Annotated in this window: 17 protein-coding genes; 13 read left to right on the top strand and 4 right to left on the bottom strand. The window is 68.4% G+C overall.

Annotated features, from left to right (window positions below):
- The 3 genes from bla (at position 1) to ACW172_RS01740 (ending at position 3,687) form a co-directional block, all read left to right on the top strand.
- Positions 1–909 (top strand): class A beta-lactamase, encoded by a 909-nt coding sequence (bla, locus tag ACW172_RS01750; RefSeq protein WP_492033478.1) that lies wholly within the window; start codon positions 1–3, stop codon positions 907–909.
- 14 nt (positions 910–923) lie between these two features.
- Complete coding sequence (flhA, locus tag ACW172_RS01745) at positions 924–3,026, top strand: flagellar biosynthesis protein FlhA (RefSeq protein ID WP_492034922.1); 2,103 nt, start codon at positions 924–926, stop codon at positions 3,024–3,026.
- Positions 3,027–3,120: 94 nt separating this feature from the next.
- On the top strand, positions 3,121–3,687 hold the full coding sequence (locus ACW172_RS01740; protein ID WP_492033477.1) for an SRPBCC family protein: 567 nt from the start codon (positions 3,121–3,123) through the stop codon (positions 3,685–3,687).
- 1 nt (position 3,688) lies between these two features.
- Here ACW172_RS01740 and ACW172_RS01735 read toward each other — a convergent pair whose 3' ends face one another.
- A complete protein-coding gene (locus tag ACW172_RS01735) occupies positions 3,689–4,453 on the bottom strand; it encodes a hypothetical protein (RefSeq protein WP_492033476.1) in 765 nt (254 codons plus the stop codon).
- Positions 4,454–4,542: 89 nt separating this feature from the next.
- Here ACW172_RS01735 and ACW172_RS01730 point away from each other — a divergent pair, with 89 nt between their 5' ends.
- The 6 genes from ACW172_RS01730 to ACW172_RS01705 all read left to right on the top strand — a co-directional run bounded on the left by ACW172_RS01730 (position 4,543) and on the right by ACW172_RS01705 (position 8,749).
- Positions 4,543–6,087, top strand: a complete 1,545-nt coding sequence (locus tag ACW172_RS01730; RefSeq protein ID WP_492033475.1) for a sensor histidine kinase — start codon at positions 4,543–4,545, stop codon at positions 6,085–6,087.
- Positions 6,088–6,107: 20 nt separating this feature from the next.
- Positions 6,108–6,509, top strand: a complete 402-nt coding sequence (locus ACW172_RS01725; protein WP_492034921.1) for a response regulator — start codon at positions 6,108–6,110, stop codon at positions 6,507–6,509.
- Positions 6,506–7,546, top strand: coding sequence for a histidine kinase dimerization/phosphoacceptor domain -containing protein (locus ACW172_RS01720; RefSeq protein ID WP_492033474.1), 1,041 nt, complete (start codon positions 6,506–6,508; stop codon positions 7,544–7,546). The genes ACW172_RS01725 and ACW172_RS01720 overlap by 4 nt, the downstream gene beginning before the upstream one ends.
- An 8-nt stretch (positions 7,547–7,554) precedes the next feature.
- On the top strand, positions 7,555–7,992 hold the full coding sequence (locus ACW172_RS01715) for an NUDIX domain-containing protein (RefSeq protein WP_492033473.1): 438 nt from the start codon (positions 7,555–7,557) through the stop codon (positions 7,990–7,992).
- Complete coding sequence (locus tag ACW172_RS01710) at positions 7,977–8,468, top strand: hypothetical protein (protein WP_492033472.1); 492 nt, start codon at positions 7,977–7,979, stop codon at positions 8,466–8,468. The genes ACW172_RS01715 and ACW172_RS01710 overlap by 16 nt, the downstream gene beginning before the upstream one ends.
- Positions 8,469–8,560: 92 nt before the next feature.
- Positions 8,561–8,749, top strand: a complete 189-nt coding sequence (locus tag ACW172_RS01705) for a CsbD family protein (RefSeq protein ID WP_492033471.1) — start codon at positions 8,561–8,563, stop codon at positions 8,747–8,749.
- Between the two features lie 54 nt (positions 8,750–8,803).
- On the opposite strand, the gene ACW172_RS01700 is transcribed toward ACW172_RS01705, so the two are convergent.
- The 3 genes from ACW172_RS01700 to ACW172_RS01690 form a co-directional block, all read right to left on the bottom strand.
- Entirely contained in the window at positions 8,804–9,337 is a 534-nt protein-coding gene (locus tag ACW172_RS01700; RefSeq protein WP_492033470.1) for a hypothetical protein, read from the bottom strand.
- Positions 9,338–9,414: 77 nt separating this feature from the next.
- The gene (locus ACW172_RS01695; RefSeq protein WP_492033469.1) at positions 9,415–10,605 is read right to left on the bottom strand and encodes a vWA domain-containing protein; all 1,191 of its coding nucleotides are present in this window, start codon (positions 10,603–10,605) and stop codon (positions 9,415–9,417) included.
- A 20-nt stretch (positions 10,606–10,625) separates the two neighbouring features.
- Positions 10,626–11,162 (bottom strand): GNAT family N-acetyltransferase, encoded by a 537-nt coding sequence (locus ACW172_RS01690; protein WP_492033468.1) that lies wholly within the window; start codon positions 11,160–11,162, stop codon positions 10,626–10,628.
- Positions 11,163–11,237: 75 nt separating this feature from the next.
- On the opposite strand from ACW172_RS01690, the gene ACW172_RS01685 reads away from it, so the two are divergent.
- Genes ACW172_RS01685 through ACW172_RS01670 form a run of 4 tightly spaced genes read left to right on the top strand, consistent with a single transcriptional unit; the run spans position 11,238 to position 13,496 of the window.
- Entirely contained in the window at positions 11,238–12,155 is a 918-nt protein-coding gene (locus ACW172_RS01685) for a histone deacetylase family protein (RefSeq protein WP_492033467.1), read from the top strand.
- A gap of 42 nt (positions 12,156–12,197) precedes the next feature.
- Complete coding sequence (locus ACW172_RS01680) at positions 12,198–12,845, top strand: histidine phosphatase family protein (protein ID WP_492033466.1); 648 nt, start codon at positions 12,198–12,200, stop codon at positions 12,843–12,845.
- A 40-nt stretch (positions 12,846–12,885) separates the two neighbouring features.
- On the top strand, positions 12,886–13,134 hold the full coding sequence (locus tag ACW172_RS01675; protein WP_492033465.1) for an exodeoxyribonuclease VII small subunit: 249 nt from the start codon (positions 12,886–12,888) through the stop codon (positions 13,132–13,134).
- Positions 13,134–13,496, top strand: a complete 363-nt coding sequence (locus tag ACW172_RS01670) for a tRNA-binding protein (RefSeq protein ID WP_492033464.1) — start codon at positions 13,134–13,136, stop codon at positions 13,494–13,496. The genes ACW172_RS01675 and ACW172_RS01670 overlap by 1 nt, the downstream gene beginning before the upstream one ends.
- Positions 13,497–13,524: the final 28 nt, after the last annotated feature.

The following is a 13,524-nucleotide window of genomic DNA, read 5'->3' as shown; positions in this document are numbered from 1 at the left end:
ATGCCTCTGGTCACGGACCGCAGAAGCGTCCTCGCCGGCCTGACCCTGTTCGGTCTGGGCGGCTGTGAGCGCGAGAAGCAGAGCGCGGCCGCGACCGCGCCCCTGCCGCCGCGCGACGTGGCCTTCGACCTGTCCGACCTCGAGCGCGAGAACGGCGGCCGCATCGGCCTGAGCATCCTGGACGGCCACCGCGCGTCCTGGCGGGCCGACGAGCGGTTCGTCTACTGCTCGACCTTCAAGCTGTTCCTCGCCGCCGCCATGCTCGAGAAGATCCAGCACGGCGATGACAAGGCCGACCGCGCCGTCCCCGTGACCGCCGCCGACATGGTTCCCCATGCGCCCGTCACCGAAGCGGCCGTCGGCCAGACCCTGACCCTGACCGATCTGATGGCCGCCGCCGTCAAGGTCAGCGACAACCCCGCCGCCAACATCCTGATCCGCGAACTCGGCGGCCTCCCGGCGCTGGAGGCCTGGTATCGCCGCGCCGGCGACGACACGACCCGCGTCGACCGCATGGAGCCCATGCTCAACGTCAAGGACGGCGACAAGGACACCACCCAGCCCTTCCGCGCCGCCTCGAACCTGAACTGGATCCTCGAGGCCTATCAGCCCCTGGTCTTCCAGTCGCGCTACCGCCCGCTGTGGGACTGGCTGATCGACAGCCCGACCGGCGAGAAGCGAATCAAGGCCGGCGTCCCCGACGGCTGGACCGTGGCCCACAAGACCGGCACCGGCGGCACGGGCCAGACCAACGACATCGGCGTGGTCTATCCGCCGATGGGCGACCCCATCCCGGTCGCCGTCTTCTATGAGGCGCCCGAGAGCCTGGCGCCCGAGAAGCGTGACCAAGTCATCGCCACGGCCGTGCGCCGCGGCCTGGCCGCCCTGGGTCATGGAGTCGCCGAATGAGCGACGCGACCCTGATGAAGGACGGCATGGCCCGTCCGACCGGCAAGGATATCCAGAGCTGGCTGATGCGCGGCGAGGTCGCCATGGCGCTCGGCGTCATCGGCGTGATCATGCTGCTGATCCTGCCGATCCCGAAGTTTCTTCTGGATGTGCTGCTGGCCCTGTCGCTGACCTCGTCGGTGCTGATCCTGATGACGGCGCTGATGATGAAGCGCCCGCTCGACTTCGCCATCTTCCCGACGGTGCTGCTGGTCTCGACCCTGTTCCGCCTGGGCCTGAACCTGGCCTCGACGCGTCTGATCCTGACCCACGGGCACGAAGGCCACGACGCCGGCGGTCAGGTCATCAATGCCTTCGGTCAGCTGATGATGGGGGGCAGCTTCATCATCGGGATCATCATCTTCGCCATCATCCTGGTGGTGAACTTCGTGGTCATCACCAAGGGCTCGACCCGGATCGCGGAAGTCAGCGCCCGCTTCACCCTGGACTCCATGCCGGGCAAGCAGATGGCCATCGACGCCGACCTGTCGTCCGGCCTGATCAACGAGGAGCAGGCCAAGCTGCGCCGCAAGGAGCTGGAGCAGGAATCGACCTTCTTCGGGGCCATGGACGGTGCGTCGAAGTTCGTGCGCGGCGATGCCGTGGCGGGCCTGATCATCACCTTCATCAACGCCATCGGCGGCATGCTGATCGGCGTCATCCAGCACCAGCTGCCCTTCCAGGAAGCGGCCTCCACCTATGTCCAGCTGACCATCGGCGACGGTCTGGTCACCCAGGTCCCGGCCATCATCATCTCGATCGCCGCCGGCTTCCTGGTGTCCAAGGCCGGCGTCGAGGGCACGGCCGACAAGGCCCTGGTCCAGCAGCTGGCCACCAACCCGGTGAGCCTCGGCATGGTCTCGGGCGCCGCCGGCCTGATCGGCCTGATCCCGGGGATGCCGATTATCCCCTTCGCGGCTCTCGCTCTGGGCACCGGCTTCATGGCCTGGCGTCTGGGCCGGGCCCGGCTCAAGCCCGAGCCGACCGAGGCCGAGAAGGCCGCCGCAGCCGTGGCGGCGGGCGGCAAGCCCAAGGAGGAGGTCGAGGAGCCCATCGGCACCGCCCTGACCATTGACGAGGTCAAGATCGAGCTGGGCTACTCCCTGCTGTCGCTGATCAACGACCTCGAAGGCCGTCGCCTGACCGACCAGATCCGCGCCCTGCGCCGCGCCCTGGCCCAGGAATACGGCTTCGTCATTCCGTCGGTCCGCATCCTCGACAACATGCGTCTGCCCACGCAAGGCTATGCGATCCGCATCAAGGAGATGGAGGCCGGGGCCGGCGAGGTGCGTCTGGGCTCCCTGATGGCCATGGACCCCACCGGCCGTCAGGTCGAACTGCCCGGCGAGCACACCAAGGAGCCCGCCTTCGGCCTGCCCGCGACCTGGATCGACGAAAGCCTGCGCGAGGAGGCCACCTTCCGCGGCTACACCATCGTCGACCCCTCGACGGTCCTGACCACCCACCTGACCGAGATCCTCAAGGAGAACATGGCCGATCTGCTGTCCTATGCAGAGGTCCAGAAGCTCATCAAGGAACTGGGCGAGGAGGAGAAGAAGCTGGTCGACGAACTGGTGCCATCGGTCGTCACCGTCACCACGCTGCAGCGGGTGCTTCAGGCCCTGCTCAAGGAAAAGGTCTCGATCCGCGACCTGGGCGCCATCCTCGAAGGCCTGGCCGAGGCCGCGCCGCATTCCTCGTCGGTCACCACCCTGGTCGAGCACGTCCGCAGCCGTCTGGCGCGTCAGCTGTGCTGGCAGCACAAGGGCGACGACGGCGCCCTGCCGATCGTCACCCTGTCGCCGGAGTGGGAAGCCGCCTTCGCCGAGGCCCTGGTCGGGACGGGCGAGGACAAGCAGCTGGCCATGGCCCCGTCGCGCCTTCAGGACTTCATCCGCAACGTCCGTGACGTCTTCGAACGCGCCGCCATGGCGGGCGAGACCGCCGTCCTGCTGACCGGCCCCCAGATCCGCCCCTACGTCCGCTCCATCATCGAACGCTTCCGCGGCCAGACCGTGGTGATGAGCCAGAACGAGGTCCACCCCAAGGCCCGCCTGAAGACCATCGGCCAGGTCTGATACGGGATTCAGGGGCGCGTCGCGGCGTCGCGCCCCGCTGGACAGCCCGCATCGCCCGTGTCGTCATGGCCGCCGGTCCTTCAGGAGCCGTGACATGATGCGTCAGTTCGCCCTCGCCGCCGTTCTTTGCCTCGCGCTCGCGCCGCCCGCCTCGGCCCGGATGGCCGGCTTTCCCGCCGTGACTGACGCTTCCCGCACCGAGGCGAACGGCGAGCGCATCATCAGCCTCAGCGCCGTCGTCCCGGTCCCTCCCGCCGAGGTCTGGGAGGTGCTGACCACGCCCGAAGGCTGGGTCGCCCATCTCGGCGTCGCCAGGGCCGCGATCGATCTCCGCATCGATGGGGTGATCGAGACCAGCTACGACGCCGCCGTGGCGCTCGGCTCGCCCGGGACCATCAAGAACCAGATCGTCGCCTATGTCCCCGGTCGGCTGCTGGCGATCCGCAACATCCAGGCGCCGGACGGCTTCACCCATGCCGAAGAGTTCGGCCGCACCGTCACCGTCATCACCCTGACCCCGGTCGACGGCGGGACCCGGATCGACCTCCAGGGCGTCGGCTTCGTCCCCGGAGCGGCCTTCGACGCCCTCTATGGCCAGTTCCACGCGGGCGACGCCTGGACGCTGCAGCAGCTCCACGACGGCCTGACGCCCAGGCCCTGATCTAGTTGACCACGCTCCACCCGCCGGCCGAGGCGTTGCGGGCCGCGTCGTTGGCGGGGCGGGCGATCAGGCCGGACTGGGTGATCCAGACCTCATAACGGGCCCCGTCGGCCATCGGCATATAGGCGGCGCCGCCGTACAGGGTGTCGACCGCGTCGACGTAGCGGCGATAGCGGCGCGCGGCGTCCCAGGCGTTGATCTTCCACGGCACGGTCGCGCCCATGACCTTCACGGCCTCGTCGCCGCCGGACAGGGCGTGGACGCTGCGGGCGCCGGTGCGCTCCTGTTCGATGTTCTCGTAGCGGCCAGCCAGCCGTTCCAGCCGGTACTGGGTGTCGAGGCCCAGCACATTGGCCCACGGCTTCCACTTCAGCACCTGGGCCTCGATGCGCCAGTCGTCGCCGTTGACCGGATAGACGGCGATCCGCTCGGGCTCGTCCTTCGACACGGGCGGCTGGATGACGGTGACCTCGAAATACTGGGGCGCCAGCTTCCTCAGCTGGATGGTCGCCACCGGCCGTTCATAGGTCAGCCGGGCATAGGTCTGGACGTTCAGGGCCAGCAGGGTCACGGCCAGCGCCGCCCACAGGAAAACCCCGCCGCCGATCATCTTCAGGATGCCGCTGAACGGCTTGCCCCGGAACAGCGAAACCAGCCCGTTCAGCACGAACAGGGCGCTCACAAAGGCCACCAGGGCCGGAACGACCCACCACCAGGACACCATATCGATCGCGCTCCCCAACGCCGTGACAAACGTCTCGGCCAACCCTTTGGCCTGTCCCTACAGTCGCTTGCGACCCCTCCGGTTGCGTGACGACGCTGGACAGCGACCAAACCCCGGCTAAAGCTTCTCTCATGTCAGTGGAATCCGCCAGCCGCTTCCCCTCAATGGGGCGTTTCTCGAAGTGGCGCGAGTTCCTCAGGACCTCGTCACTGGCCCGTTCGGTCGTGCTTCTGCTGACCGCGGCCCTGGTCCTGCTGCTGCTGGTCAACGTCTCGACCTTCATCATGATCAGCCGCACGGCCGCCTTCAACGCCCAGGTCGACCAGACCTGGCAGTCGCGCCGCGTGGCCCGCAGCATCATCCTCAACATCCAGGGGGCCGAGACCGCGCATCGCGGCTTCCTGCTGACCGGGCAGCCCGGCTTCCTGGTGACCTTCGAGAAGAACAAGGCGGCGCTTCCCGGCGTCTTCGCCGACTTCGAACGTCGCGCCGCCGGCGACGAGGTGTCGCTCGCCTCCGCCGAGGCCCTCACCCGGATCGCCCGCGACAAATACATCGAGATGTCCGCCACCCTCGACCTCGCGCGTCAGGGCCGCATCGGCCAGGCGGTCAGCCGGGTGCGCACGGGGCAGGGACAGGCTCTCACCGAACAGCTCAACGCCGAGATGACGCGCCTGGACGCCCACATCGGCCAGACGCTGGTGGAGCGTCGCGCCCGCTCCGAACGCGGCGCCTTCCTCACCGTGACGATCAACGCCATCGCCGGCCTGCTGATCCTCGTCCTCGCCGTGATCATCCTGATGCTGGTCCGGCGCTATCTGGCCGAGATCAACGCCGCCAAGGCCGAGCTGGACCGCGTCAACGCCGGGCTGGAGGAGACGGTCAAGGCCCGCACCGGCGCCCTGGTCCGCGCCAATGAGGAGGTCCAGCGCTTCGCCTATATCGTCAGCCACGACCTGCGCTCGCCGCTGGTCAACGTCATGGGCTACACCTCCGAGCTGGAGCAGGCGGGCAAGACCATCGACAAGGCCATCGCCAGGGCGGAGACCGAGCGCGAGGTCGATGCCGAGGTCGTCGCCGCCGTGCGCGAGGACATCCCCGAGGCGGTGGGCTTCATCCGCGCCTCGACCGAGAAGATGGATCGGCTGATCAACGCCATCCTCAAGCTTTCGCGCGAAGGCCGCCGCAACCTGACGCCCGAGAGCCTGGACATGACCGCCATGGTCGGCCGTATCGCCGACAGCATGCGTCACCAGACCGAGGAAAAGGGCGCCTCGATCGTCGTCGAGACCCTGCCGGCGTTCGAGAACGACCGGCTGTCGATCGAGCAGGTTTTCGGCAATCTGATCGACAACGCCGTCAAATATCTGGACGCGGCCCGGCCCGGCCATATCGTGGTCTCAGGCCGGATCCTGCCCGGCGGCTGGGTCGAATATTCCGTCGCCGACAATGGCCGCGGCATCGCTCCGCGAGACCACGAACGGGTTTTCGAACTGTTCCGCCGCGCCGGCCGTCAGGACACGCAAGGCGAGGGTCTCGGTCTGGCCTTCGTGCGCAACAGCGTTCGCCGGCTGGGCGGCGACATCACCCTGGAGTCCGCGCTCGGCGAGGGCTCGACATTCCGCCTGAAATTCCCCAAACGCCTGATCCTCGACGAGGCTGGAGACGTACTGTGAGCACCCCTGTGAAGATCGTCATGGTCGAAGACGACCATGGCCACGCCAAGCTGATCGAGAAGAACATACGCCGGGCCAACATCTCCAACGAGATCGTGCATTTCGATTCCGGCCAGCCGGCGCTGGACTATCTCTTCTCGGACGAAGTGCGCTCCAACGGCCCGATGCTGATCCTCCTGGATCTCAACCTGCCCGACATGCAGGGCACGGACATCCTTGCCGAGGTCAAGAAGGACGACCGCCTCAAGCGCGCGCCCGTCGTCGTCCTGACCACCACGGACGACAAGACCGAGATCCAGCGCTGCTACGACCTCGGCTGCAACGTCTACATCACCAAGCCCGTCGACTATGAGAGCTTCGCCGGCGCCATCCGCCAGCTGGGCCTGTTCCTGTCCGTGATGCAGGCGCCCGAGATCGAATGACATCGGAAAAGCCGCCGGTGCGGCTCCTCTACATCGACGATGACGCCGGCCTGTCCCGGCTGGTCCAGAAGGAGCTGGGCCGGCACGGCTATGAGGTCACCTGCGCCGTCGACGGGGATGCCGGGCTGGAGGCCCTGGCGGCGGCGACCTTCGATATCTGCGCGCTCGATCACTATATGCCGGGCCGCGACGGCCTCGACGTCCTGCCCGACATCCTGGCCCTGCCCAGCCCCCCGCCGGTCGTCTATGTGACGGGCGCCCAGGAGGGCCGCATCGCCGTCGCCGCCCTGCGCGCCGGCGCCGCCGACTACGTCATCAAGGACGTCTCCGAAGACTTCACCGCCCTGCTGCGCTCGGCGCTGGAAGACGCCCTGCTGCGCCGACGCCTCCAGCGCGAGAACGACGAGGCGGTCGAACAGGTCCGTCTGGCCCGCGACCGCGCCGAGGCCATGCTGCGTGAGGTCAATCACCGGGTCGGCAACTCCCTGCAGCTGGTCTCGACCTTCATGTCGCTGCAGCTACGCCATCTGGCCGATGACGGCGCCCGCCACGCCCTGCGCGAGGCCCAGGCGCGGATCGAGGCCGTGGCCCACGTCCACCGCCGCCTCTACACCTCCGGCGACATGTCCTCGGTGGCCATGGACGAATACCTGGCCGGCCTGATCGACGAACTGTCCAAGTCGCTGGGCCCGGACGAGGGCTCCCCGACCCTGGTGCTCGAGGCCGCGCCGATGCGGGTCTCGACCGATCAGGCGGTGTCGCTCGGCGTGGTCGTCACCGAACTGGTCACCAACGCGGTCAAATACGCCTATGCGCCGGGGCAGGGGGGCGAGATCCGCGTCATCCTCAGGCCCGACGCCGACGGCCGCGCCCTGCTGACCGTCGAGGACGACGGCCCCGGCATGGGCGAGGGCGCGCCCAAGGGCACGGGCCTCGGCGGCAAGATCATCTCGGCCATGGCCTCGGGCCTCCGCTCGGTCGTCGAGTTCGATCAGGCGCACAAGGGCGTGCGCGCCCGTCTGGCCTTCGACCTCTGACCATGGGCATGGCCCTGCAGTTCGGGCGGGCCGACGAGGGGATCCTCTATCGCGAGCGCCCCACCGCCTTCGGTCTCGTCTTTCATGACCAGAAGCTGGCCTGCGTCCGCGTGGCCCGCGACATCCCCTATCACGACCTGCCCGGCGGGGCCGTCGAGGCCGGCGAGACCGAGCAGCAGGCCCTGATCCGCGAGTTCCTCGAGGAGACCGGCATGACCGTCCGCCCGGTCGGGCGCCTGACCGGGGCCGGCCAGTATTTCCGCAAGTCCGACGGCGAGCCGATCAACAACATCGGCGGCATCTGGATCGCGGAAATGATCTCCATCGACCCGGCCGCCAAGGTCGAGGCCGACCACGAACTGGTCTGGCTTCACCCCCGCACGGCGCTGGCCGACCTGCGCCACGACGCCCACGCCTGGGCGGTGGCGAAATGGCTGAGGACATAGTGCTGCCGATCCGGCACGTGCCGCTGGCGCGCTGGCCTCACGTCGGGATGCTCGTCGTGATCGGCGTGGTGACGACGCTTCTCTGGTGGCGGGGCGAGGCCTGGACAGCGCTCGTGTGTCTGCCGCCTGCCGTATTCGCGATCTGGCGCGTCGTGTGGCCGCCGGAAGTCGTGGTGGATGCAGATGGCTTCTTCTATCCAGGAATGGCGCTCGGCAAGGGCGCCTTCTATTGGTGGAGCGACATTCGGGAGCTGTTTCTGGGCGGTGATCGGGTCTCGCTCCAGACCATGAAGGGCACGGTCTGCTGGACGTTTCGACCGGAGGCGAATCTAAAGTCGCCTGCAGGCTTCCTGATGCGAGGAGCAGGCGTGGACGGGTGCATCCAGTGGCCCCGGGATCCGGCCCCCGAAGTGCTGACGCTAATGGAAGCCTACCGTTCGGCGGCGATGGCGGATGCAGAGCGTACGCTGCCGTAAACACCGTTCGGTTCGGGAACTCGCGCCCCTCACCGGGGTTTGAATATCCGAAGCGCCGCCTCCCTCGCGACGCAGTGCAAACGGAGATTTCCATGCCCGATCAGGATCGTATCGACGGCGCCGTCAAGAACATCGGCGGCAAGATCAAGGAAGCGGCCGGCAAGATGACCGGCGACGAGAAGCTGAAGGCCGAAGGCAAGGCCGACCAGCTGACCGGCAAGGTCCAGAACGCCTTCGGCGGCGCCAAGGACTCGCTCCGCGACGCCGACCGCCGCAACTAGACCTCAGGTTTAGACCCAAAAGACGCCGTCCGTTCGCGGGCGGCGTTTTTGCGTTCAGTCCCCGCCCAGCCGGAACCGCAGCCCATCTTCAGCGGGCCTGGGGCCGGTCGCGGGGGTGCAGCGGCGTTCGAAGTTGACGCCGCCGCTGCCGGTGGCGGAGGGGCGTTCCTCGCAGACCTCGGCGGCCGGGGCGCCAGCGCTTGACGCCATCGCCCGCTGCGGCGGGGCGCAGGTCAGTTCATAGCCGCCCGCGCCGTTCGACACCTGACGGCAGCCCTCGACCCCGCTGGGCTGCAGGCCGGGCGGCAGGCGGTCGCCGAGCGCCGCGGCCAGCTGGGTCCGCACCCGCGCCTGGCACAGCTCCATCGACGCCTCCTTGCGGATCATCGGGCTGCATTGCGACCGCTCCCACGAGAAGGGATCGGCCAGGGCCCAGCCGGGCAACTCAGGCTCACGCGGCGCGGCGCGCGGCGGCGCGGCCTCGGAGGCTTCCGGCGGCATTTCGGCGTCCGCCGCCGGCGGCGGGTTCCAGGAGATCATCCCGGCGGCCTGTTGCAGCATCAGGGCGGCGAAGACGGCGGTCGGCATCACGGATACTCCGGAAAGAGACCCCCAGACTGCACCCGCCGGACGCGAAAATCTACCGCGTGAGGGTCCGCGTCGCCCTAGCGCGTCAGCGCGCGCATGGCTCTGTCCAGCCCATCCAGCGTCAGCGGGAACATCCGCTGGTCCATGACCTCGTCGATCAGCTTCACCGAGGCCGTATAGCTCCAGTATTTCTCCGCGACGGGGTTCAGCCAGACCGACTTGTCCCACTGCTGCCGCGCGCGTCTCAGCCAGACGGCGCCGGCCTCCTCGTTCCAGTGCTCGACCGAGCCGCCGGGCATGGTGACCTCATAGGGGCTCATGGTCGCGTCGCCGACGAAGATGGCCCGCCAGTCGCCCGGATATTTGTTGAGCACCTCCCAGGTCGGGGTCTGCTCGGAATGCCGACGGCGGTTGTCCTTCCAGACCCCCTCGTAGAGGCAGTTGTGGAAGTAGAAGAACTCCAGGTTCTTGAACTCGGTCCGGGCCGCGGAGAACAGCTCCTCGACCAGTTTGATATGGCCGTCCATCGAGCCGCCGACGTCGAGGAACAGCAGGACCTTGATCGTATTGCGCCGCTCGGGCCGCATCTGGATGTCCAGCCAGCCCTGACGCGCCGTACCGTCGATGGTGCCGTCGATGTCCAGCTCGTCCGGGGCCCCTTGCCGCGCGAAGCGGCGCAGACGGCGCAGGGCGACCTTGATGTTGCGCGTGCCCAGTTCGACCGTGTCGTCGAGGTTCTTGTATTCGCGCTTCTCCCAGACCTTGACCGCCCGGCCCTGTTTGCCGGGTCCGCCGATACGCACGCCCTCGGGATTGTAGCCGCCGTGGCCGAAGGGAGAGGTCCCGCCGGTGCCGATCCATTTGGACCCGCCCTCGTGGCGCTCCTTCTGTTCCTCCAGACGCTGCTTCAGCGTCTCCATCAGCTTTTCGAACCCGCCGAGCGCCTCGATCTCGGCCTTCTCCTCGTCGGTCAGGTATTTGTCGGTTAGCAGCCGCAGCCAGTCTTCCGGGATGTCCGTGGTCAGGTCGTCGCCGATGCCGACGCTCTCGACCCCCTTGAACACCTTGCCGAACACCTGGTCGAAGCGGTCGTAGTGCTTCTCGTCCTTGACCAGCACCGCCCGCGACAGGTGGTAGAAGTCCTCGATCCGGCCGCCCGGCCCCGAGCCTGGCAAGCCCTTGTCCATGGCCTCCATCAGGTGGAGCCATTCCTTGGTCGAGACCGGAACCTTGGCCTCGCGCAGGGCGGTGAAGAAGGGCAGGAGCATCGGGCGAACCTGAACCTCGATCAGTCTCGCCGCAAGATGAACTCGTGGTCGCGCCAGTCGCCGACCGGATAGAGGTATTCGCCGGCCTTGGCGAAGCCATAGGCCTCGTACAGCCTCTGGGCCTTCACATTGCCGCTCCAGACCCCGATCCACAGCGGGCCGTCAGTCTCGGCCTCCATCCACTCCAGCGACAGCTTCAGCAGGGTGGTGCCCAGGCCCAGCCCCTGGGCGTGCGTACCGACATAGAGCCGGCGCAGCTCCATATTGGCGGGCGTCGCCTCAGGGTGGGGCAGGCCGTTCGGCCCCGCGTTGGCGAAGGCCAGCAATTCGCCCTCCCGCTCCGCCACCCACCAGGCCGCGCCCGGCTCCGCCAGCTTCCTCGCGGTCGCCGCCACGCCGAAACTCGATTCCAGATAATCCTCCAGATCGGCGGGCGGGTAGGGGATGCCGAAGCCGTCGACGAAGGTCGCCACGAAGGTCTGGCGGCCCAGCGCCGACAGGGCTTGCGCGTCTTCGGCGCGGCCGGGGCGAATGGTGACGTCGGTCAGAGTGCTCATGGCGGGGGATTACCGCGCCCGAAGGCCCTCGTCATCCGCGACAATCCTGATCGGAGGTCCTAACGTATTTATCGCATGGTCTCCCTGTTCACCCATTCGCACATGGTCGCCCACAATGCGGGCGACGGGCATCCCGAGCGGCCGGCGCGGCTGACGGCCGTGCTCGACGCCCTGGCGGATGCCGGTCTGGCCCGCGACCGGCGCGAGGCGACCGAGGCGTCCGTCGCTGATCTGGAACGTGTCCATCCCGCGGACCATGTCGCCCGCCTGCTGGCCGCCGAGCCCATGGTTGGCTTCAACCAGCTCGACGCCGACACCGTTCTGGCCCCCGGCAGCCTGCGCGCCGCCCGTCTGGCCGCCGGAGCCCCGGTCGACGCCGTCCGGGCCGTGGCGGCGGGCGAACTGACGCGCGCCTTCGCTGCCGTCCGCCCGCCCGGCCACCATGCCGAGCCCGACCGGGCCATGGGCTTCTGCCTGTTCTCCAATGTCGCCGTCGCCGCCCGCGTGGCCCAGTCTCTCGGCATGGCCCGGGTCGCCGTGATCGATTTCGACGTCCACCACGGCAACGGCACCCAGGCGGCGTTCGAGGCCGACGACAGCCTGTTTCTCGCCTCCATCCACCAGTCGCCGCTGTATCCGGGCAGCGGCGCCGCGTCCGAGACCGGCGTCGGCAATATCGTCAACGCTCCCATCGCGCCCCATGCGGCCCGCGAACACTGGCGTGCGGCCTTCGCCGGGACCCTGATGCCGGCGCTCGACGCCTTCGCCCCCGACCTGATCCTGATCTCCGCCGGTTTCGACGCCCACCGCCGCGATCCGCTCGCCCACCAGTCGCTGGAGGCCGAGGATTTCGCCTGGGCCACCCGCGCCGTGGTCGAGGTCGCGCGCCGTCGATGTGGCGGCAAGGTTGTGTCCTCGCTCGAGGGCGGTTACGACCTAGAAGGGCTCGGCCGGTCGGCGGTCGCCCATGTTCAGGCTTTGGGGGAGGACTAAGGGACGCAGAACGCAGGGTAATTCCGCGCGCATCCTTTCATCATGACCCTCCCGGCCCGCACTCTCGACACCCCCGATTCCCTGCCTGCCGCTGGCGAGGCGCGCGTTCCGGCGACCAAACCCGGGGCCATCGTCCTGACCCGGCACGGCGAACCGGCCTTGTCGCGCAAATGCATGCTGACCTCGGATCAGTACCGCGACTGGTGGGCCCGCTATGAGGTCGGCGGTCTGCGCCCCGGCCAGACTCCGCCGCCCGAGCTGCTGGCCACCGCCGCCGGCGCGGGGGTGATCTTCGCCTCGACCCGCCAGCGCGCCCAGGAAACCGCCGCCGCCATCTCGGCAGGGCGCGAGGTGACTTCAGACGTCCTCTTCATCGAGGCGCCCCTGCCGCCGCCGCACTTCCCTGCCTGGTTCAAGCTGCCGCCGAAATACTGGGGCGCCGTCGCCCGCTTCTGGTGGCACGCCTTCGACCATCACGAAGGGCAGGAGACCCGCGCCGAGGCCGAAGACCGCGCCGCCCGCGTCGCCGACCTCCTGATCGAGCGGGCCGCGACCGGCGAGGACGTCCTCGTCCTCGCCCACGGCTATTTCAACCACATGGTCGGCGCGTGTCTGAAGGCGCGCGGCTGGGCGCTCGTCCACAATCAGGGCTTCAAATACTGGTCACAGCGTCGCTACGAGAAGCGATGAGGCTTGGCGCGGCCGCCGCGCCCCGCCATAACGGTCCGTGATGACCGACGCCGCTCCCTCCACCGCCGATCTTTCCTTCGAGGACGCCCTCGCGCGCCTGGAAAACATCGTCTCCCGCCTCGAGTCGGGTCAGGCGCCGCTGGAGGAATCGATCACCCTTTATGAGGAGGGCGCGCGTCTGAAGGCCCATTGCGAGGCCCGGCTCAAGGCCGCCCAGCTGCGCGTCGAGAAGATCGTCGTCGGCGCCGACGGCCAGGCCAAGGGCGTCGAGCCCGCCGAGTTCAGCTGATGTCGGGCGTCGCGACAGCGGTGGCTGAGCGCATCGTCTTCGACGACTTCATGAAGGTCGACATCCGCATCGGCCGGGTGCTCAAGGCCGAGGCCTTCCCGGAGGCCCGCAAGCCGGCCTTCAAACTGACCATCGACTTCGGCCCGGACATTGGCGTCAAACGGTCCTCGGCCCAGATCACCAAACTCTACACGATCGAACAGCTGGAAGACCGCAAGGTCGCCGCCGTGGTCAACTTCCCGCCGCGCCAGATCGGGCCCTTCATGTCCGAGGTCCTGACCCTGGGCTTCCCGGACGCCGACGGCGAGGTCGTTCTCGTCGGGGTCGACCGCGACGCCGTGATCGGGGGGAGGCTGTTTTGACCACCGCGAAGCCCCACGCCGCCAACTC

The organism is Brevundimonas sp. ALps5 (assembly GCF_058681645.1).
Note: the sequence above shows the minus strand (reverse complement) of the source record. Positions and strands in the feature narration are given on the sequence as shown.

Bases quoted from the DNA above. Each gene is read 5' to 3' on its own strand.
- bla (WP_492033478.1), top strand. From the start codon at position 1: ATGCCTCTGGTCACGGACCGCAGAAGCGTCCTCGCCGGCCTGACCCTG.
- flhA (WP_492034922.1), top strand. From the start codon at position 924: ATGAAGGACGGCATGGCCCGTCCGACCGGCAAGGATATCCAGAGCTGG.
- ACW172_RS01740 (WP_492033477.1), top strand. From the start codon at position 3,121: ATGATGCGTCAGTTCGCCCTCGCCGCCGTTCTTTGCCTCGCGCTCGCG.
- ACW172_RS01730 (WP_492033475.1), top strand. From the start codon at position 4,543: ATGTCAGTGGAATCCGCCAGCCGCTTCCCCTCAATGGGGCGTTTCTCG.
- ACW172_RS01725 (WP_492034921.1), top strand. From the start codon at position 6,108: ATGGTCGAAGACGACCATGGCCACGCCAAGCTGATCGAGAAGAACATA.
- ACW172_RS01720 (WP_492033474.1), top strand. From the start codon at position 6,506: ATGACATCGGAAAAGCCGCCGGTGCGGCTCCTCTACATCGACGATGAC.
- ACW172_RS01715 (WP_492033473.1), top strand. From the start codon at position 7,555: ATGGCCCTGCAGTTCGGGCGGGCCGACGAGGGGATCCTCTATCGCGAG.
- ACW172_RS01710 (WP_492033472.1), top strand. From the start codon at position 7,977: ATGGCTGAGGACATAGTGCTGCCGATCCGGCACGTGCCGCTGGCGCGC.
- ACW172_RS01705 (WP_492033471.1), top strand. From the start codon at position 8,561: ATGCCCGATCAGGATCGTATCGACGGCGCCGTCAAGAACATCGGCGGC.
- ACW172_RS01700 (WP_492033470.1), bottom strand. From the start codon at position 9,337: ATGCCGACCGCCGTCTTCGCCGCCCTGATGCTGCAACAGGCCGCCGGG.
- ACW172_RS01695 (WP_492033469.1), bottom strand. From the start codon at position 10,605: ATGCTCCTGCCCTTCTTCACCGCCCTGCGCGAGGCCAAGGTTCCGGTC.
- ACW172_RS01690 (WP_492033468.1), bottom strand. From the start codon at position 11,162: ATGAGCACTCTGACCGACGTCACCATTCGCCCCGGCCGCGCCGAAGAC.
- ACW172_RS01685 (WP_492033467.1), top strand. From the start codon at position 11,238: ATGGTCTCCCTGTTCACCCATTCGCACATGGTCGCCCACAATGCGGGC.
- ACW172_RS01680 (WP_492033466.1), top strand. From the start codon at position 12,198: ATGACCCTCCCGGCCCGCACTCTCGACACCCCCGATTCCCTGCCTGCC.
- ACW172_RS01675 (WP_492033465.1), top strand. From the start codon at position 12,886: ATGACCGACGCCGCTCCCTCCACCGCCGATCTTTCCTTCGAGGACGCC.
- ACW172_RS01670 (WP_492033464.1), top strand. From the start codon at position 13,134: ATGTCGGGCGTCGCGACAGCGGTGGCTGAGCGCATCGTCTTCGACGAC.